Source organism: Actinomadura madurae (assembly GCF_900115095.1).
Lineage (GTDB): Bacteria > Actinomycetota > Actinomycetes > Streptosporangiales > Streptosporangiaceae > Spirillospora > Spirillospora madurae.
Window position 1 is genome coordinate 470302 of sequence record NZ_FOVH01000001.1, and the last position, 17953, is coordinate 488254.

The 17953-nt window shown below is 73.1% G+C and carries 20 protein-coding genes and 1 tRNA gene; 17 read left to right on the forward strand and 4 right to left on the reverse strand.

What is annotated here, in order from left to right; all coding sequences use genetic code 11:
- Window positions 1–10: 10 nt before the first annotated feature.
- The 8 genes from BM339_RS02235 to BM339_RS02270 all read left to right on the forward strand — a co-directional run bounded on the left by BM339_RS02235 (window position 11) and on the right by BM339_RS02270 (window position 8161).
- Window positions 11–1129 carry a DUF475 domain-containing protein gene (locus BM339_RS02235; RefSeq protein WP_075019758.1) on the forward strand — a complete coding sequence of 373 codons (1119 nt, stop codon included), beginning with the start codon at window positions 11–13 and terminating at the stop codon, window positions 1127–1129.
- A gap of 52 nt (window positions 1130–1181) precedes the next feature.
- Window positions 1182–1760, forward strand: a complete 579-nt coding sequence (locus BM339_RS02240; protein ID WP_021596593.1) for a TerD family protein — start codon at window positions 1182–1184, stop codon at window positions 1758–1760.
- A gap of 22 nt (window positions 1761–1782) precedes the next feature.
- On the forward strand, window positions 1783–2940 hold the full coding sequence (locus BM339_RS02245) for an HpcH/HpaI aldolase/citrate lyase family protein (RefSeq protein ID WP_075019759.1): 1158 nt from the start codon (window positions 1783–1785) through the stop codon (window positions 2938–2940).
- Window positions 2937–4292, forward strand: coding sequence for a phosphoribosyltransferase family protein (locus BM339_RS49550; protein ID WP_075019760.1), 1356 nt, complete (start codon window positions 2937–2939; stop codon window positions 4290–4292). The genes BM339_RS02245 and BM339_RS49550 overlap by 4 nt, the downstream gene beginning before the upstream one ends.
- Window positions 4289–5401, forward strand: a complete 1113-nt coding sequence (locus tag BM339_RS49555) for a cysteine protease StiP family protein (protein WP_021596596.1) — start codon at window positions 4289–4291, stop codon at window positions 5399–5401. Before BM339_RS49550 ends, BM339_RS49555 begins: the two co-directional genes overlap by 4 nt.
- Complete coding sequence (locus BM339_RS02260; RefSeq protein ID WP_083597195.1) at window positions 5398–6204, forward strand: HAD family hydrolase; 807 nt, start codon at window positions 5398–5400, stop codon at window positions 6202–6204. Before BM339_RS49555 ends, BM339_RS02260 begins: the two co-directional genes overlap by 4 nt.
- A 125-nt stretch (window positions 6205–6329) precedes the next feature.
- Window positions 6330–7649, forward strand: a complete 1320-nt coding sequence (locus BM339_RS02265; RefSeq protein ID WP_021596598.1) for an MGH1-like glycoside hydrolase domain-containing protein — start codon at window positions 6330–6332, stop codon at window positions 7647–7649.
- A 17-nt stretch (window positions 7650–7666) separates the two neighbouring features.
- Complete coding sequence (locus BM339_RS02270; protein ID WP_021596599.1) at window positions 7667–8161, forward strand: hypothetical protein; 495 nt, start codon at window positions 7667–7669, stop codon at window positions 8159–8161.
- Here the strand turns inward: BM339_RS02270 and BM339_RS02275 are convergent.
- A complete protein-coding gene (locus BM339_RS02275) occupies window positions 8158–8436 on the reverse strand; it encodes a YtxH domain-containing protein (protein ID WP_024936001.1) in 279 nt (92 codons plus the stop codon). The genes BM339_RS02270 and BM339_RS02275 overlap by 4 nt on opposite strands.
- Window positions 8437–8575: 139 nt before the next feature.
- Between BM339_RS02275 and BM339_RS02280 the strand changes: the two genes are divergently transcribed.
- The 3 genes from BM339_RS02280 (at window position 8576) to BM339_RS02290 (ending at window position 10663) form a co-directional block, all read left to right on the forward strand.
- Window positions 8576–8648, forward strand: a tRNA-Asn gene (locus BM339_RS02280).
- A gap of 264 nt (window positions 8649–8912) precedes the next feature.
- Window positions 8913–9668 (forward strand): hypothetical protein, encoded by a 756-nt coding sequence (locus BM339_RS02285; RefSeq protein WP_075019762.1) that lies wholly within the window; start codon window positions 8913–8915, stop codon window positions 9666–9668.
- A 149-nt stretch (window positions 9669–9817) separates the two neighbouring features.
- Window positions 9818–10663, forward strand: a complete 846-nt coding sequence (locus tag BM339_RS02290; RefSeq protein ID WP_177287608.1) for an AfsR/SARP family transcriptional regulator — start codon at window positions 9818–9820, stop codon at window positions 10661–10663.
- Window positions 10664–10708: 45 nt separating this feature from the next.
- Here BM339_RS02290 and BM339_RS02295 read toward each other — a convergent pair whose 3' ends face one another.
- The 3 genes from BM339_RS02295 to BM339_RS02305 are packed head-to-tail and all read right to left on the reverse strand — an operon-like array spanning window position 10709 to window position 11924.
- Window positions 10709–11083: a peptidase inhibitor family I36 protein gene (locus tag BM339_RS02295; RefSeq protein ID WP_075019764.1), complete on the reverse strand. Its 375-nt coding sequence runs from the start codon at window positions 11081–11083 to the stop codon at window positions 10709–10711.
- The gene (locus BM339_RS02300; protein ID WP_021596604.1) at window positions 11084–11476 is read right to left on the reverse strand and encodes a peptidase inhibitor family I36 protein; all 393 of its coding nucleotides are present in this window, start codon (window positions 11474–11476) and stop codon (window positions 11084–11086) included.
- A gap of 19 nt (window positions 11477–11495) precedes the next feature.
- On the reverse strand, window positions 11496–11924 hold the full coding sequence (locus BM339_RS02305; protein WP_075019765.1) for a hypothetical protein: 429 nt from the start codon (window positions 11922–11924) through the stop codon (window positions 11496–11498).
- Window positions 11925–12062: 138 nt separating this feature from the next.
- On the opposite strand from BM339_RS02305, the gene mbhE reads away from it, so the two are divergent.
- From mbhE to mnhG, 6 genes are read left to right on the forward strand one after another with little or no spacing between them, the layout of a single operon-like run.
- Window positions 12063–14873, forward strand: coding sequence for a hydrogen gas-evolving membrane-bound hydrogenase subunit E (mbhE, locus tag BM339_RS02310; protein WP_075019766.1), 2811 nt, complete (start codon window positions 12063–12065; stop codon window positions 14871–14873).
- Window positions 14870–15316 (forward strand): Na(+)/H(+) antiporter subunit C, encoded by a 447-nt coding sequence (locus BM339_RS02315; RefSeq protein WP_075019767.1) that lies wholly within the window; start codon window positions 14870–14872, stop codon window positions 15314–15316. The genes mbhE and BM339_RS02315 overlap by 4 nt, the downstream gene beginning before the upstream one ends.
- Window positions 15313–16836 carry a Na+/H+ antiporter subunit D gene (locus tag BM339_RS02320; protein ID WP_021599036.1) on the forward strand — a complete coding sequence of 508 codons (1524 nt, stop codon included), beginning with the start codon at window positions 15313–15315 and terminating at the stop codon, window positions 16834–16836. The genes BM339_RS02315 and BM339_RS02320 overlap by 4 nt, the downstream gene beginning before the upstream one ends.
- Window positions 16833–17360, forward strand: a complete 528-nt coding sequence (locus BM339_RS02325) for a Na+/H+ antiporter subunit E (RefSeq protein WP_075019768.1) — start codon at window positions 16833–16835, stop codon at window positions 17358–17360. The genes BM339_RS02320 and BM339_RS02325 overlap by 4 nt, the downstream gene beginning before the upstream one ends.
- A complete protein-coding gene (locus tag BM339_RS02330) occupies window positions 17357–17623 on the forward strand; it encodes an MrpF/PhaF family protein (RefSeq protein ID WP_021599034.1) in 267 nt (88 codons plus the stop codon). The genes BM339_RS02325 and BM339_RS02330 overlap by 4 nt, the downstream gene beginning before the upstream one ends.
- Window positions 17620–17952: a monovalent cation/H(+) antiporter subunit G gene (mnhG, locus tag BM339_RS02335; protein ID WP_021599033.1), complete on the forward strand. Its 333-nt coding sequence runs from the start codon at window positions 17620–17622 to the stop codon at window positions 17950–17952. Before BM339_RS02330 ends, mnhG begins: the two co-directional genes overlap by 4 nt.
- The last annotated feature ends 1 nt before the right edge of the window (window position 17953 follow it).

Sequence of the window (17953 nt, forward strand, 5' to 3'; positions counted from 1 at the left end):
AGATACGCGCATGATTCTTCGCACCTTCGGGTGGTCCTTCGGCGTCACGGCCGTCGGCCTGCTCCTCGCCCTGCTGTACGACGGGCCGACCGGGCTGGCCCTGGTCGCCGTGCTGGCCGTTCTGGAGATCTCCCTCTCGTTCGACAACGCCGTGGTCAACGCCAAGGTGCTGGACCGGATGAGCCCCTTCTGGCAGAAGATCTTCCTGACGATCGGCATCGCGATCGCGGTGTTCGGCATGCGGCTGGTCTTCCCGCTGCTGATCGTCGGGATCACCGCCAAGCTGAACCCCTACGAGGCGTTCGACCTGGCGCTCAACGACTCGCACCGCTACCACGAGCTGATGAACGACGCCTACCCGATGATCGCGGCGTTCGGCGGCATGTTCCTGATGATGCTGTTCCTGGACTTCGTGTTCGAGGAACGCGCCGACAAGTGGCTGCCGTGGCTGGAGCGGCCGCTCGCCCGCATCGGCAAGCTGGACCAGCTGGCGGTCGTCGTCGCGGGCGGCTCGCTGGCGTTCGTCGCCTGGCTGGCGGCCGACGACCCCGGCAACGTCATGATCGCCGGCGTGCTCGGCATGGTGACCTACATCCTCGTCAACGGGCTGGGGGAGCTGTTCTCCGAGGCGAGCGAGCCCGACGAGGAGGAGGCCGGCGAGGAGGACGGCGAGGCCGGCCGGTCCGGGCCGAGCTCGCTGGCGCTGGCCACCGGCAAGGCCGGGTTCTTCCTCTTCCTGTACCTGGAGGTGCTGGACGCCTCGTTCAGCTTCGACGGCGTCATCGGCGCGTTCGCGATCAGCACCGACCCCATCGTCATCGCGCTGGGCCTCGGCATCGGCGCCATGTACATCCGGTCGCTGACGGTGTTCCTGGTCCGCAAGGGCACGCTGCACGAGTACGTGTACCTGGAGCACGGCGCGCACTGGGCGATCGGGGCCCTGGCGGTCTGCATGCTGATCAGCATCGGCCACCACGTGCCCGAATGGATCACCGGCGGGCTGGGCGCCGGCCTGATCATCGCCGCGTTCGCCAGCTCCGTCGTCCGCAACCGGAACGGGGGCGGGGAGTCCTCCGGCCCGGCGGCCGGCGGCGAGGGCGACAAGCAGCTGCACTCCAGCAACGTCTGACCGGCCACCGAGACCCCGGCGACACACATCGATCATCAAAGGAGACGGACCGATGTCAATCTCGTTGCAGAAGGGGCAGAAGGTATCGCTGGCCAAGCCCGGCGGTGGCGCCCTCACCCGCGTCAAGATGGGGCTCGGCTGGGACGCCGTGCCCAAGAAGGGGCTGTTCGGCAAGGGCAAGGCGCAGTCCATCGACCTGGACGCGTCCTGCCTGCTGTTCGACGCCGCCGGGAACCTCGCCGACCAGGTGTGGTTCCGGCAACTGCGCAGCAAGGACGGCTCCGTGCAGCACACCGGCGACAACCTGACCGGCGAGGGCGAGGGTGACGACGAGGTCATCAACGTCGACCTCCAGAACGTCCCGGCCAACGTCACCCAGCTGGTGTTCACGGTGAACTCCTTCACCGGGCAGGACTTCTCCCAGATCGCCAACGCGTTCTGCCGCCTGGTGGACGAGAGCACCGGCCAGGAGATCGCCCGCTACGACCTGAGCGGCGCCGGCCAGCACAACGCGCAGATCATGGCCAAGGTGGCGCGGGACGGGCAGGGCTGGTCGATGACGGCGATCGGCGCGACGGCGACCGGCCGCACGTTCCAGCACCTGCTGCCGGCCGTGGCGACGCACCTGTGACCCCGGGCGTCTGACGGGCTCCATGCGGCATTTCGAGCACATCGACGCCGCGCGTCGTAAGCACCTGTTCTACCGCCACCCCCGCCCGTTCGGCCGCCACGACGACCCGGCGGTGCTGGGGGTGGCGCTCGGTGCAACGCTGTACTGCCCGGCGACCCGGCCCGCCCTCGACGCCAACATCGAGCGCGCCCTGCGGCGGGGCGTGATGAGCATGGTCGTGTGCCTGGAGGACGCGATCGGCGACGACGAGGTCGCGGTCGGCGAGGCCAACCTCGTCGCCCGGTTCCGGGCGCTGCACGCGCGCGGGGCGCAGGTGCCGCTGCTGTTCGTCCGCGTCCGCGACCCCCGGCAGATCGGCGACCTGGCCGACCGGCTCGGCGGCGCCGCCGAGCTGGTGACCGGGTTCGTGCTGCCGAAGTTCACCGCGGCGCACGGTGGAGCGTTCCTGGACGCGCTGGCCGACACCGCCGCCCGCACCGGGCTGCGGCTGCTGGCGATGCCGGTGATCGAGAGCCCGGACGCGGTGTACGCCGAGTCCCGCACGGAAATGCTCCACGATGTGGCGCGGCTGCTCGCCAAGCACCGGTCGCGGATCGTCGCCGTCCGGCTCGGCGCGGCCGACATGTCCGCCGCGTACGGGCTGCGCCGGCCGCCCGACCTGACGATCTACGACATCCGGCCGGTCGCCGGTGTGATCTGCGACGTGGTCAACATCCTCGGCCGCGCCGACGGCACGGGGTACGTGGTCACCGGGCCCGTGTGGGAATACTTCTCGCAGGGGGAGCGGATGTTCAAGCCGCAGCTGCGGCAGTCGCCGTTCGACCGGCAGCGGGCGGCGCCGCTGCGGCAGCGGCTGATCACCTCCGACCTGGACGGGCTGATCCGCGAGGTGCACCTGGACAAGGCCAACGGCCTCACCGGCAAGACCGTGATCCACCCGAGCCATGTCGCGGCCGTCCACGCGCTGTCGGTGGTGACCCACGAGGAGTACTGCGACGCCGCCGACATCCTCGGCGTCGCCGGGGGCGGGGCGATGGCCAGCTCGTACGCCAACAAGATGAACGAGGCGAAGCCGCACCGCGCGTGGGCGCAGCGGCTGATGCTGCGCGCCCGGGTGTTCGGGGTGGCGGCGGAGGGCGTCACGTTCGTCGAGCTGCTGGAAGCGGCGGACATCCCGTGACGGCCTCGTGGGTGGCGTCGCGTCTCGGGGTGCGCCTCGTGGACGGCCCGTGCGCGGGCGGGGCCGGCCTGTCGTCCCTCGTGGGGCTCGCGGTGCGCCGGAACCCGAAGCGCGCGCACCTGCTGGTCTCGGCGGTGCTGGGCAAGCACGTCCCGACCGATCCCCGTCTGGTGTACGGGTCGGGGCTGTTGCTGGGCGAGCTCGTGCGTGCGCGGCTGCGCGGGGAGGAGCCGTCCCGTCCCGGTCCGCTGCTCCCGGGCGCGCTGAGAGGCGAGGCCGGAGCGGCCCGCGGGCTTCGCGACCTGATGCGCGAACCGCGGATCCCGGTGGAGGCGATCGTGCTCGGCTACGCCGAGACGGCCACGGCGCTGGGCCACTCGGTGGCGGACGCTCTGGGCGGCGCCTACTACCTGCACTCCACGCGGCGTCCCGTCGAGGGGTTCGCCACCTACGGGGGGTTCGAGGAGGAGCACAGCCACGCCACCAGCCATCTGCTGCTTCCCGCCGACGGATCGGCGCTCGACCGCGATGTGCCGATGGTGCTGGTGGACGACGAGCTCTCCACCGGACGCACGGTGCTGAACACCATCGAGGCGCTGCACGCCGTCCGTCCCAGGGGCCACTACGTGCTGGCGGCCCTGGTCGACCTGCGCGGCGCCGCCGACCGGGCCCGAATGGACGACCTCGCGGCCAGGCTGGGCACGCGCATAGACGCGGTGGCGCTGGCCGGGGGGCACGTCGAGCTTCCCGAGGGCCTTCTGGAGGCCGGGAAGGCGCTCGTCGCCGGCCTCCCTCCGAGCGTGCGGGACGACGGCGGACCGCGGTTCGAGGTCGCCCGGATCGCACTGGAGTGGCCCGCCGGGCTGCCGGACGGAGGACGGCACGGGTTCCTGCCGGAGCACCGGGCACGGCTGGAGAAGGAGCTCGCCCGGATGGCCGACGTCCTGGCGACGCGGTTCAGGGGCGAGGCCTCCCGCGTGCTCGTGCTGGGCTTCGAGGAACTGATGTACGCGCCGCTGCGCCTCGCGGAGGCGCTCGCCGACGCGCTTCCGGACGTGGACGTGCGCTACTCGACCACCACGCGCTCGCCCGTCGTGCCCGTGGACGACGCCGGATACGCCATCAGGACGCGGCTGGCCTTTCCCGCACACGACGACCCAGCCGACGGGCCGGGGGAGCGGTACGCCTACAACGTCGCCCCTGGCACCGGCCAGAGCGGGTTCGACCGGATCGTGTTCATGGTGGACGACGTCGGCGACACCCCGGCGCTCGCCGAAGGGCTCCTGGAACGGCTGCGCGCGCTCGCGCCGGTGCTGGTCGCCAACGTCCCGTCCTATAGGAGCGCCTCGTGAAGCCGCTGCACGGGCCCTCCTTCGGCAGCTACCGGGCCGAGGACGTCACATGGCTGCTCAAGGACCTCTCGCATGTGCGTCTGGAAGCGCCCACGGAGGAACGTGAGGCGGCCATCCAGTCGGGGCGTGCGCACTACGCCGAGTCGCTGCCCGTCGAATACCAGCCGGGTCCCGAGTACCGGAGGCTGTTCCACGAGGCGCTGGAGGCGTCCGCCGGGCGGATCGCCCACGCGACGGGGCTGGTCACCGAGATGATCCTCGCCGAGCGGGGCCCGGACGCCGTCCTGGTGTCGCTCGCCCGCGCCGGCACGCCCGTCGGGATCCTGATGCGGCGCTGGGCCCGGTTCGCGCACGGCCTCGACCTGCCGCACTACGCCGTCAGCATCGTCCGGGGCCGCGGGATCGACACCGTCGCGCTGCGGTACCTCGCCGAGCACCACGATCCGGCGACGGTGATGTTCGTGGACGGCTGGACGGGCAAGGGCGCCATCACGCGGGAGCTGACCGCCGCCCTGGCCGCGCACCCGTTCGCCTCCGACCTCGCCGTCCTCGCGGACCCGGGGCGGTGCGCATCCCTGCACGGCACCCGGGACGACTTCCTGATCCCGTCCGCGTGCCTCAACTCCACGGTGTCGGGCCTGGTGAGCCGGACGGTCCTCAACGACGACCTGATCGGGCCCGGCGACTTCCACGGCGCGAAGTTCTATGCCGAGCTGGCCTCCGACGATGTATCGGCGATGTATCTCGACACGGTGTGCGCCCGGTTCGGCGACGTGGCCGCGACCGTCGCGAAGGACCTGCCGGACGCCCTCGCGGCCGACCGGACGCCCGACTGGTCGGGCTGGGAGGCCGTCCGCCGCTGCGCCGAGGCGGAAGGGATCGACGACCTGAACCTGGTCAAGCCCGGCATCGGGGAGACGACGCGGGTGCTGCTGCGGCGCGTCCCGTGGAAGGTCCTCGTCCGCGCCGACGCCGGCTCCGAGGTGGCCCACATCCGGCTGCTCGCCGGTGAACGCGGCGTCCCCGTCCACGAGGTCGAGCCCGGACGGTTCCCCTACGCGTGCATGGGTCTCATCCATCCCCGGTTCGGCAAGGGAGCCGCCCAGTGACCGTCCTGGTGTGCGCGGACCTCGACCGCACGCTCATCTACTCGGCCGCCGCCTTCGCCCTGGACGGCCAGGACGAGACCATGCCCCGCCTTCTGTGCGTCGAGTTCTACCAGGGCGCGCCCCTCTCCTACATGACGGAGGCCGCCGCACGGACGCTGGAGGCCCTCTCGACGGCGGCCACGTTCGTCCCCACGACGACGCGCACGCCTGAGCAGTACCGGCGCGTGCAGCTCCTGGACAAGCCGCCCCGGTTCGCCATCTGCGCGAACGGCGGCCATCTTCTCGTGGACGGCCGGGAAGACCCCGAATGGGCCGCGGCCGTCCGGAGCCGGGTCGCGGACGCGTGCGCGCCGCTCTCGGACGTTCAGCACCATCTCACGCAGTCCGGCGGCGACTTCGTCCTGAAGCGGCGCACCGCCTCGGACCTGTTCGCCTACACCGTCGTCGACCGGGCCTCGCTGCCGCCCGGCTGGGTCGAGGACCTCACCGGCTGGTGCGCCGAACGCGGCTGGCGGACGTCCCTGCAAGGCCGCAAGGTCTACTGCCTGCCCGCCTGCCTGACCAAGGCCGCCGCCGCGGCGGAGGCCGCCCGCCGCGCCGCCGCGTCCGGCATGCTCGCGGCCGGCGACTCGCTGCTCGACATCGACCTGCTCGAAGCCGCCGACCGCTCGATCCGTCCCGCCCACGGCGAGCTGCACGACACCGGCTGGACGTCCCCGGCCACCGCCGTCACCGCCGCCCGCGGCATCCGCGCGGGCGAGGAGATCGCCCGCTGGCTGCTGGAACGGGCGGCCACGCCGTAATTAATCACGGCCCGCCCCGGCGCCCCGTTGACAACCGACGCACGCCCAGGGGTCGCCCCGGCCGCGTTATGAGGCGACAATCACGGTGAACCCCTCTCGCTTCAGGAGGAGGTCACCTGGACCACATGAGCTCCCGTCTCACCGGCGACGAGACCGCGCTGTGGAACGCCGCGGCCCGGGTCCTCGACGCCAACTGGACCGGGACCGCCACCGCCGCCTCGCCCGGCCTCTACCCGCACCAGTGGAGCTGGGACTCGGCCTTCGTCAGCATGGGGCTCGCCCGCCACCGCCGCGACCGGGCCGAGGCCGAGCTGCTCTCCCTCTTCCGCGGCCAGTGGGCGGACGGGATGCTCCCCCACATCGTGTTCAACACGACCCTCGACCGGCACGCGTTCTTCCCGGGCCCGGACCTGTGGCACAGCGAACGGCAGCCGGACGCCCCGCACGGCGTCCAGACCTCCGGCCTCACCCAGCCTCCCCTGCACGCCCTCACGGCCCTCCGCCTGCACGAATGCGCCACCGACCTGGAGGCCAGCCGGGCGTTCCTCGCGCACCTCTACCCGAAGCTGGACGCCCAGCACCGCTACCTCACCCGCTGCCGCGACCTCGGCTCCACCGGCCTCGTCGCCATCTGCCACCCGTGGGAGTCGGGCCTCGACAACAGCCCCGCCTGGGACCGCCCCCTCGGCGCCCTCCGCCTCCCGCCGTCCTCCTACGCGCCCGGCCTGCGCACCCACGCGCTCCCGACCGGCGAGGACTACGACCGCTACGTGTGGCTCGTCGCCCTCATGCGGGAGGCCGGATACCGGCCCGACTACCTGCGCGACACCCACCCGTTCGCCGTCGAGGACCCCCTCGTCAACGCCACCTACCTGGCGTCCACCCACGCCCTCGCCGAGGTCGCCTGCATCATCGGCGCCGACCCCGTCCCGCACCGCGAGCGCGCCGACCTCGTCCACCGGGCCATGCTGGAGCGCCTCTGGGACGCCGAGACCGGCTGCTTCCGCGCCCGCGACCTGCGCGACGGCCGGCTGCTGCCCGTCATCACCGCCGGCTCGTTCGGCCCCCTGCTGGACCCCGAGCTGCCCGCCCCGATCGTCCGCAACCTCGTCGACCTGCTCCTGTCGGCCCGCTTCGCCGGCGCCGCCGGATACCCCGTCCCCACCTGCGACATCCAGGCCCCCGCGTTCGACCGCGCCGGCTACTGGCGCGGCCCCACCTGGATCAGCACGAACTGGCTCATCTGGTACGGCGCCCTCGGCCACGACCTCCCGGTCGTCGCCGACCTGCTCTACGGCTCCACCATGCGGCTCGTCCGCCAGTCCGGCTTCCGCGAGTTCTTCGACCCGTTCGACGGCACCGGCCGCGGCAGCCACGACTACGCCTGGTCGGCGGCGCTGGTCCTGGACCTCCTCGGCGCCCGGCGCGCCCCGCAGGCCGCCTGATCGCCTACCGTGGACCCATGCGCCTACTCCGGGGCCCCCTCCCGCCCGCGCTCCGCGGCACGCTGACACTGGAACGCGGCGAACGCGTCCTCGCCTCCGCCCCCACCCGCGGCGGCTCCCACGTCGTCGCCACCGTCACCGCGCTGCACGTCCCCGCCCCCTCCGGCGGCTTCGTCCGCATCCCCTGGGAACGCGTCGACCACGCCACCTGGAAGGACGGCTGGCTGCACGTCAAGGAGACCTCCGGCGGCGCCGAGCACCACGTCCGGCTCACCGACCCCGGCTCCGTGCCCGAGACCGTCCGCGAACGCGTCACCGCCACCATCGCCGTCACCCACCACGCCACCCTGCCCTCCGGCGGCAAGGTGCGCATCGCCGGCCGGCGCCCGGCCGCCGGAGGCGACGTGCGCTGGACGTTCGTCTTCGACGCCGGGCTCGACCCCGCCGACCCGGGCCTGCGCGCCCAGGCCGAGCAGATCCTGGAGGACCTGCGCCGCCAGACCGGCCTCTAACCGGGATAGACGGGCGGCTGCTCGCCCTCTTCCGCCTTGTGCCGCCCCGGCATCTGCTCGGGCACCCGCTCCTTCAACTGCCCCGCCTTGCCGCGCGCCGCCCCGGCGAACTCCTCGCCCTTCGACCGCAGCATCCCGGCGGCCTCCTGCACGTTCGGGTTCTCCGACACCTGCTTCGACAGCCGCTTCATCTGCTCGTACCGCTCGCGCCCGGCCTTCGTCCCGAGGACGTAGCCGATCGCGGCTCCTGCCATGAACATCATGCGGGTCTTCATGTCCAACTCCCACTCGGGCGGAATCGTGACACCCCCATACCCACCGCCGCCGCCCCCATCCATAACGGTGCGCGAACACCTCCGCACATGCGCTAACCTAGGACCCGCCGACAGGGGCCCGACCCCATCGGACGCACGATCCCGCGTAGCTCAATCGGCAGAGCAGCCGGCTGTTAACCGGCAGGTTATTGGTTCGAGTCCAATCGCGGGAGCGGTGGCTGCGTGTACTCGACGGGCTTTTGCCTCGTCTTCGCGGGGCCGCGGTGTCTTCCGGGGGGCGACCCCCGGACCCCCGATGTGGGGGCTCCGCCCCCACGCCCCCTTCCGGTTGTGGCTCTTGAGCGTGTTCTCGGGGTTGGGTTTCTTTCTTGACGCCTGCGCGCGGGCACTCTGCGCTTTCCTGTCGTGTTCTTCGGGATGCGGTGTGGTGGGGTAGTGACAATGGGTGTGGCCCCGCTCGACCGCAGGAGTGAGACTTGCCCGCTGAGGACGACCCCCCGCCGCCCGCTCCCGAAGAAGCGAACACCTGGTCGGAGTTCATCGCCCGGCTCCGCGCGCTGTACGAGTGGTGCGGACGGCCCAAGTACCGGGCGCTGTGCGCGCGGTCGCCGGGGCTGTCGCCCGCGGCGGTGTCGAACCTGATCGGGAAGAACCCGCTGACCCGGCCGCCGGAGACCGCCACCGCCCGGTTCGTCGAGGCGTGCCTGCGCTATCGCGGTCAGGACGCTCCGGAGAGCGAGGTCGAGCGGTGGATCTCGCATTGGGGTGTGGTCGATCGTGGTTCGGTGCCGGACGAGGTGCCGCCGGGCCCCGGAGTCCGCTGGTGGCGGTGGTACGCGGGCGGGCTCGTCGGGGTCTTGGTGGTGGGCGTCGGCGTCTTCTTGCTTGCGGGAGGGGACGGGTCGGGGTCGTGTCAGCGGGTCAGCGGCAATGTCAAGGACACGCGGATGAAGCGGACGTGGGGGGATCTGTTCCAGTGTCCCAACAGGCCGCGGGTCGGGGTGTACGAGAAGGCGGCGTTCGGTAGCGAGATCGCGGTCCTGGAGACCGATCCCAGCTGGTTCATCTGCTGGACGCGCGGCCAGCGGCATTCGGGCGGGAACGACATCTGGTACTACACGCAGGGGGACCACTCGACCCGGATGCCCGAGTTGGACGCCTGGGGGTACGTGCCCGCGTCCGATCTGCGGGTCGGGCGCGCTCCCGATCCCGCGATCACCCGGCGGTGCTGACCTGCGGTTTCTCTGTTCTGAACGGATCGGAACAGGTCTTAGGGCGTCCGGACGAACCGTTCCGGCGGCTCGTTGTCTAAGGTTCTGGGGTACCCCGCACCCCGCGACCGTCCACGGCAGTGAGCGCCAGGGAAAGGGTGACGCGACGGGTGACCGAGGGTGTGAGTTTCCAGATCTTGGGTCCATTGCGGGCCGGTGTGCGCGGGACGCCGGTCGATCTCGGCGGCGACCGGGCGCGGCTGGTGCTCGCGGCGCTGCTGCTGGAGCCGGACCGGCCGGTGCCGGTGGACCGGCTCGTGGACGTCGTCTGGCGGGACCGCCCGCCCGCGTCCGCCCGGACCCAGATCGCCATCGCGGTGTCCGGCCTGCGGCGGGCGTTCCGGTGCGCGGGCTGCGCCGATCATGTGATCGAGACCGTCCGGCCCGGGTACCGGGTCCCCGCGCAGGCCGGTGCGATCGACGCGCTGGCGGCGGAGGAGCTGATCGGCGGGGCGCGGGAGGCGGTCGCGGCGGGGCGGCCGGCGGAGGCCGCGGACCTGTTCCAGGACGCGCTGAGGCTGTGGGACGGCCCGGTGCTCGCCGGCCTCGACCGTCCGGGGATCGAGGCGAGCGCGCTGCGGTGGGAGGAGCTGCGGCTCACCGCCCTGGAGGAGGCGGCGCAGGTGGAGCTGGCCCTCGGGCGTCACCGGGAGCTCGTCGGGGAGCTGATGGGGCCGGTGGGGGAGCACCCGTTCCGGGAGCGGCTGCGGGTCCTGCTGATGATCGCGCTGGCGCGGGCGGGGCGGCAGAGCGAGGCCCTCGACGTCTACCACGAGGGGCGCCGGAGCCTGGACGAGGAGCTCGGCCTGGAGCCGGGCCGGGAGCTCCAGGAGGTCCACGCCGCCGTCCTGCGGGACGATCCCGTGACGCGGCCCCAGACGTGCGCCGGCCCGCGCGGGCGGGCGCTCCGGTGGCGGCGTACGTCGGGGCCCGCGCGGGGTGTTCGTACCTGCTGAAAGCGAAAGGCCGCCGGGCGCTAGCCCGGCGGCCTTTGGTGTTGCTCAGTTCGCCCATCTGTGGGAGCGCAAGGGCTGGCCTTCCCAGAGGCTCTCCCGCTTACCGGCGGGGATGGTGGCCCAGTGGCGCTTGTAGTTCGCCTGCATGTACACCTTCACCTTGCTGTAGGAGCCGGTGTAGCCGTTGTTCCAGTAGGAGACGACGAAGAACCTCGGGTTGCAGCGGATGTCGCCGCCGTACCAGTCGGGGTCGTCGCCGGTCCAGGCGCACTTGATGCCCGTGCCGTTCTTGTCGCTCCAGACGCAGAAGTCGCCCTTCGCGCAGGAGCCCTGCCACGCGGCGTCGGCCTGGGCCGTGGTGGGAGTCAGGAGCGTCGCGAGCCCGGCGGCGGCCATGGCGGCCACGGTGATCTTCTTCATCTACTTCGCCCACTTGTGAGAGCGGATGGACACGTTGCCGGCGTTGATCGGCTTGGCGGTGACCGGGACCGCGTCGGAGACCTCGTTCCGGTAGTTCGCCCCGTGGAAGAAGCGGACCCAGTGGTACGGGTCGCTGGTGTACCCGTTGTTCCAGATGGTGTTGACCTTGAACCCGTAGGGCCGGCACCGGACGGACCCGCCCTGCCAGTCCGGGTCGTCGCCGGTCCAGTTGCACCGGGTGCCGGTGGCGTTCTTGCCGCTCCAGACGCACACGTCGCCCTTCGGGCACGTGCCGGTGGTGGTCGTCGCGGCCATGGCCGCCGAGGGGGCCGCCGCGGTGATGGCCCCCGCCACCACCGTGCCGGCCAGCAGCCCGATCCGGATCTTGTTCATGTTCTCCCCGTCGCGTGTGTCAGTAGACCTTCGAGCAGGTCCGGATGGTCTTGCCGTTGACGTCCACGGCCTTGTCGTCGCCGTTGCCGGGCCCGGTCAGGAAGTAGGCCGACACCCAGCCGCGCTTGGCGCCCTGGTCGAGGTCGGTGTAGAGCCACCAGTGGTTGGTGCCGTACTTGCCGTCGTACTCCTGGCCCCACTTCTTGCAGTAGACGTAGTTCTCGCCCTGGTAGAGGTAGCCGACGGGCGACCCGCACTTGAGGTAGTTCGGGTTGGCGAACGCCTTGTCGAACGTCCTCACCCATTGCCTGCCGTCGATCTTCGCGTCGGTCCAGCAGGCCTGGCGCCGCGTGTCCGGGCCGTCGGCCCAGGCCGCGGTCCCGGCCGGGACGGCACCCAGTACGGCTGCCCCGACCAGGGCGCCCCCGATGATCTGTGTCCTTCTCATCCCCTTCTCCCCGTTGGTGTCGGTGGACGCCGAACACGCTAGGGAGGCCCGTTATCGAACGCTTATCGGTCCCGTTTCGCGGGCACCGACCGGGTAGATCAGCTTCCGAGGTGCCTTGCTGAGGGGGTCTGCGGCGGCATGCTGACGCTGGTGTTCGCCTACGCCGTCGCCGCGGTCGCCGTGCCCTGGGCGCTCGGGCGCCACCGGCGGGCGATGGCGTGCGCCGCGGCGGCGCTGCCGGCGGGGACGGCCGCCTGGGCCGCGGTGCGGGCGGGGCGGGACGACCTCACCGCGCGGCTGGGCTGGGCCCCCGAGCTCGGCCTGGCGATCGACTTCCGGCTGGACGCGCTGGCCGTCGTCATGCTGCTGCTCGTCGGCGGTGTGGGGGCGGTCGTCCTCTGCTACGCGGGCTGGTACTTCGAGCGTTCCGAGAGGCTGCTCACCGGGACGCTGGTGGCGTTCGCGGGCGCGATGACGGGCCTGGTGCTCGCCGACAACCTGCTCGTCCTGTACGTGTTCTGGGAGCTGACGACGCTCAGCTCGTTCATCCTGATCGGCGCGGTGCGGCCGGACCGCGCGGAGGACCGCCGGGCGGCCACGCAGGCGCTGCTGACGACGACGGCGTTCGGCCTGGTGATGCTCGCCGGCTTCGTCCTGCTGGGCCAGGCCGCCGGGACGTACCGGATCTCGGCGCTGGTCGCGGACCCGCCGGGCGGCGGCGCGGCGCGGGCGGGCGTGGTGCTGGTGCTGCTGGGCGCGTTCGCCAAGTCCGCGCAGGTGCCGCTGCACGGGTGGCTGCCCGCGGCGATGGTGGCGCCGACGCCGGTGAGCGCCTACCTGCACGCCGCCGCGATGGTGAAGGCGGGCGTCTACCTGGTGGCGCGGCTGGCGCCCGCGTTCGCCGGCGCCGGCGCGTGGCGGCCGCTGGTCATCGGGGCGGGGCTGCTGAGCCTGCTGGCGGGCGGGGTCATCGCGCTTCGGCAGGACGATCTGAAGCGCCTGCTCGCCTACGGGACGGTGAGCCAGCTCGGCCTGCTCATGGTCCTGCTCGGGGACGGGACGCGCACGGCGGCGCTGGCGGGCACCGCGCTGCTCCTGGCCCACGGCCTGTTCAAGGCGCCGCTGTTCCTGACGGTCGGCGCGCTGGAGCACGAGACGGGGACCCGCCGCGCGGACCGGTTGTCGGGGGCCTGGCGGCGCCTGCCCGTGCCGGCCGCCGCGGCGGTGCTGGCGGTCGCGTCCATGGTCGGCCTGCCGCCGCTGCTGGGGTTCGTGGCGAAGGAGGCGGCGATGGAGGCGTTCGCCCACGGCGGCACGGACGCCGCCGTCCTCGCCGGGGTGGTGGCGGGGTCGGCGCTGACCGTGGCCTACGGGCTGCGCTTCCTGGACGGGGCGTTCGGCGGCGAGGGCGGGGCCCGCTCGGCGACCGAGTGGGGGCTGGCCGGGCCGATCGCGGTACTCGCCGCCGCGGGACTCGTCCTCGGATGCGTGCCGGGGGCCGTGCGGACGGCCGTCGGCCCCTACGCCGAGACGCTGCCGGGAGATCCGGAGTACAAGCTCGCCCTGTGGCATGGACTCGGCCTGCCGCTCGCCCTGTCCGCGCTCGCCCTGCTCCTCGGTGCCGCGCTGTACCTCCTCTTCGGCCGGACGTTCCCCGCGCGGCGGCCACGGACCCGGTTCCTGGACGGCCGGCGGGCCTACGACGGGCTGGTCGAGGGGGTCCTCTCCGGCGCGTACGCGATCACGAAGCGGGTGCAGGTCGGGTCGCTGCCCGTCTACCTCGGCGTCATCGGGGCGATGGTGCTGGTGGTGCCAGGCACGGCCCTCGTGACCGGCCTGGTCCGGGGGACGGGCCCGGACCTCGCCGCGGACCGGCTGCGGGCATGGGACGACCCGGTGCAGCCCGTCCTCGCCCTGGTCGTCATCGCCTGCGCGCTCGGCGCGCTGCGCGCCCGCCGCCGGCTGCCGGCCGCGCTCCTGCTCGCCGGGACCGGCTACGGGACCGCCGGGCTGTTCGTGGCGCAGGGCGGGCCCGACCTCGCGCTCACCCTCGTCGTCGTGGAGACGCTGTCGCTGATCATGCTGGTGCTGGTGCTGCGGCGGCTCCCGGAACGGTATCCGCCGCGCCGCCGCGCGACCCCGGCCAGGATCGCGACCGCGGTGGTCAGCCTGTGCCTCGGCGGGTTCGTCGCGCTGTTCCTGGTGGTCGCGGCGCTGAGCCGCGGCGCCCGCCCGGTGGGCCCGGGGTACACCCGGCTCGCCGAGGCCGAGGGGGCGAAGAACGTGGTGAACCTGATCCTGGTCGAGGTGCGGGCCCTCGACACCCTCGGCGAGATCGCGGTGCTCGGGGTGACGGCGATGGGCGTCGTCAGCCTGGTGACCAGCGGCCGGACGCCGCCGTACCCGCTCGCCGCGCAGCGCGGGCGGGCGGCGGGGAGCCGGTGGCTGGCGACGCCGGGCAGCCCGCCGCTCGGCGGATCGTCGGTCGTCCTGGAGGCGGCGGCGCGGCTGCTCGGCCCGACCCTCCTCGTCTTCTCCCTCTACCTCCTCCTCGCCGGGCACGGCCGTCCCGGCGGCGGCTTCGTGGGCGGGCTCGTCGCGGGCATGGCCTTCGTCCTGCGGTACCTGCCGGGCGGCCGGCGGGAGCTGGCCACCGCGCTGCCGGTGCGCCCGAGCGCGCTGGTCGGCGCCGGGCTGGGCCTGGCGATCGCCACCGGCGCGGCCGGCTGGGCGTCCGGCGGGTTCCCGCACGGGGAGTTCCTGCACAGCGAGGTCCTGCACGCCACGCCGCCGGCCGTCGGCGAGGTCGACGTCTACACCAGCCTGTTCTTCGACCTCGGGGTGTACCTGCTGGTCCTCGGGCTGGTGCTGGTGTTCCTCACCACCCTCGGCGCGAGCCTGGACGTCCAGGAGCCCGAGGAAGCCCCGGACGAAGGCGAGGCGTCATGACCGGGCCCGCCCTCGTCCTCGTCCTCACCGTCGCGGTGCTGTTCGCGGCCGGGTTCAACCTGCTGATGCAGCGCTCCCTCATCCGCGTCGTGGTCGGCTTCATGCTGCTCGGGCACGGCGCGAACCTCGTCCTGCTGCTGGCGGGCGGGGCCGCCGGCGCGCCGCCGCTGCTCGGCGGCGGCTCGGAGCGCGCGATGGCCGACCCGCTGCCGCAGGCCATGGCGCTCACCGCCATCGTGATCACCTTCGGGGTCACGGCCTTCCTGCTCGCGCTGGCCTACCGCGGCCGGGAACTGCTCGGCGAGGACGAGGTGCAGGACGACGTCGAGGACCGCCGCATCGCCGCGGAGCGCCGCCGCGAGACCTGGGACGTGCCGCCCGAGGAGAGGGACCCGCTCGAAGAGGGCGACGAGCCCGGCCGGGACGAGGGGGACGGCCGATGACCGTGCTGGTCCCGCTGCCGTTCGTGCTGCCGCTGCTCGGGGCGGCCCTGGCGCTGATCAGCCGGCGCCGGAAGGTCTGGCTCCGGGTCCTCGCGCCGCTGGTCGCCGCGGGCGTGGTGGGGGCCGCCGCGGCGCTGCTGGCGGCGGTGGCCCGGGAGGGGGTGCTCGCCGTCCAGATCGGGGGATGGGCGGCGCCGCTCGGCATCACGCTCGTCGCCGACCGGTTGTCAGCGCTGCTGCTCGTGGTGTCCGCGGCGGTGCTCCTGGCGATCCTGGTGCACGCCGTCGCGGAGGGCGCCGGCGGGCTGGAGCGCCGGACCGAGCCGGGGGTGTTCCATCCGGCCTACCTCGCGCTGACCGCCGGGGTCTGCCTGGTCTTCCTCGCCGGTGACCTGTTCAACCTGTTCGTCGCGTTCGAGATCATGCTCGCGTCGAGCTACGTCCTGATGACGCTCACGCCGACGGCGGAGCGCCTCCGGGCCGGGATGACCTACACGGTGGTCAGCCTCACGTCCTCGATCCTGTTCCTCACCGCGCTCGGCCTGACCTACGCGGCGGCCGGGACGGTGAACCTCGCCGACCTGTCGGAGCGCGTCCCGGACCTGCCGGCCGCCACCCGGACGGCGCTCGGGCTGCTCTTCCTCGTGGTGTTCGGCATCAAGGGCGCCATCGTGCCGATGCACATGTGGCTGCCCGACAGCTACCCCGTCGCGCTCACCAAGGTCACGGCGGTGTTCGCGGCGCTGCTGACCAAGGCGGCCGTCTACTCGCTCATCCGGGTGGAGACGCTGGTGTTCCCCCGGGAGGACGGGTCGCGGGTCATGCTCGTCCTCGCCGCCGGGACGATGCTGGTGGGCACGCTCGGCGCGCTGACGCACGACGACATCCACCGGGTGTTCTCGTTCACCCTCGTCGGCCACATCGGGTACATGCTCTTCGGGCTCGCGCTGTTCAGCGTCGCCGGGCTCACCGGGGCGATCCTGTACCTCGTCCACCACATCGTCGTGCAGGCGACGCTGTTCCTGGTCAGCGACCTGATGCAGGCCCGCACGGGGGAGACGTCGCTGCGCCGGCTCGGGGGCCTCGCGCGCCTGTCGGCGTTCATCGCCGTGGTGTTCTTCGTCCCGGCGATGAGCGTCAGCGGCGTGCCTCCGACCTCGGGGTTCGTCGCGAAGCTCGCCCTGTTCCAGGCGGGGCTCGGCGCGGGGCGGCCCATGGCGTACGCGGTCACCGGCGTCGCCGTCCTCGCGAGCGTCCTCACCCTGATGGCGATGGCGCGGATCTGGACGCTCGGTTTCTGGCGGCCACGCCCGGAGGACGCGGGCGAGCCGCCCTCCAGCGAGGCCTACACGCCGGGCGGCGTGCGGGTGATGCGGTCGGTGACCGCGGTCATGGTGGTGGGCGGCCTCGTCATCGCCGTGTTCGCGGGCCCGCTCTCGTCGTGGAGCCGCCGCGCCGCGGCCGACCTGGTGGACCCGGCGCCCTACCGGCAGGCCGTGCTGGACGGGAGGACGCCGTGAACGACGCGCTGCGCGGGCTCGGCTCCCGGCTGGGCATGGCCGTGTGGCTGCTCGCGGTGTGGCTGCTGCTCTGGGGGCGGATCGACGCGCTGACGGTCATCGGCGGCATCGCGGCCGTCGTCGTCGCCTACGGGGTGAGCCGGCTGCCGACCGTCCCGCTGGTCACGCGGGTCCGGCCGCTCCGCTTCGCCGAGGCCGCCCTGGAGTTCGCGTGGGACCTGGTCGCCTCCAGCGTGGTCATCGGATGGCACGCGGTGCGCGCTCCCCGCCGGGTGCGGGGCGCGATCGTCGAGGTGAGCGCCCGGTCCCGCTCGGAGCTGGTGCTGCTGGCGGTGACGATGAGCATCTCGCTGCGCCCCGGGACCCTCCTCGTCGACCTCGACTGGGAGCGGTCGATTCTGCGCGTCCACGCCATGCCGGTCCGGGACCGGGACGAGGCGGACGCCGCCCGCGACGGCGTGCTCGGCACGGAGCACAGGCTGGTCCGTGCCTTCGGGACACCCGAGGACGAGGAGGAACGATGAACGTCGTCTACACGGTCACCCTGGCCCTGCTCGGCGCGGCCGCCCTCATGACGACCGCGCGGCTCGTCCGCGGCCCGACCGTCTTCGACCGGATCATGGCGGTGGACGTGCTGTCGGTGCTGCTCGTCAGCGGCGTCGCGGTGCACGCGGCGGTCTGGGGCGAGCCCGCGCACGGCACGATCCTCGTGGTGATCGCGCTGCTCGGCTTCGTCGGCTCGGTCACCGCGGCCCGGCTGGCGGCGCAGCGGGAGGGGAGCGCGTGAGCGCCGGTGACGTCCTCACCGCCGTCCTGCTTCCCGCGGGCGCCGCGTTCACGGCGGTCGGCGCCCTCGGCGTCCTGCGGTTCCCGGACCTGCTCACCCGGCTGCACGCGGCCACGAAGCCGCACACCATCGGGCTCCTGCTCGTCCTCGCCGGGGCGGCGCCCCAGGCCGGCTCGGTGTCCGCCGCCGCCCCGCTGCTCCTGGTCGCGGTCTTCCAGCTGATCACGGCCCCGGTCGCCGCCCAGACGATCGGCGCCGCCGCGTACCGCGCCGGTGCCGTCGACCGCGCCACCCTCGTCCTCGACGAGCCCGGCGACAAGGACCGGTGAG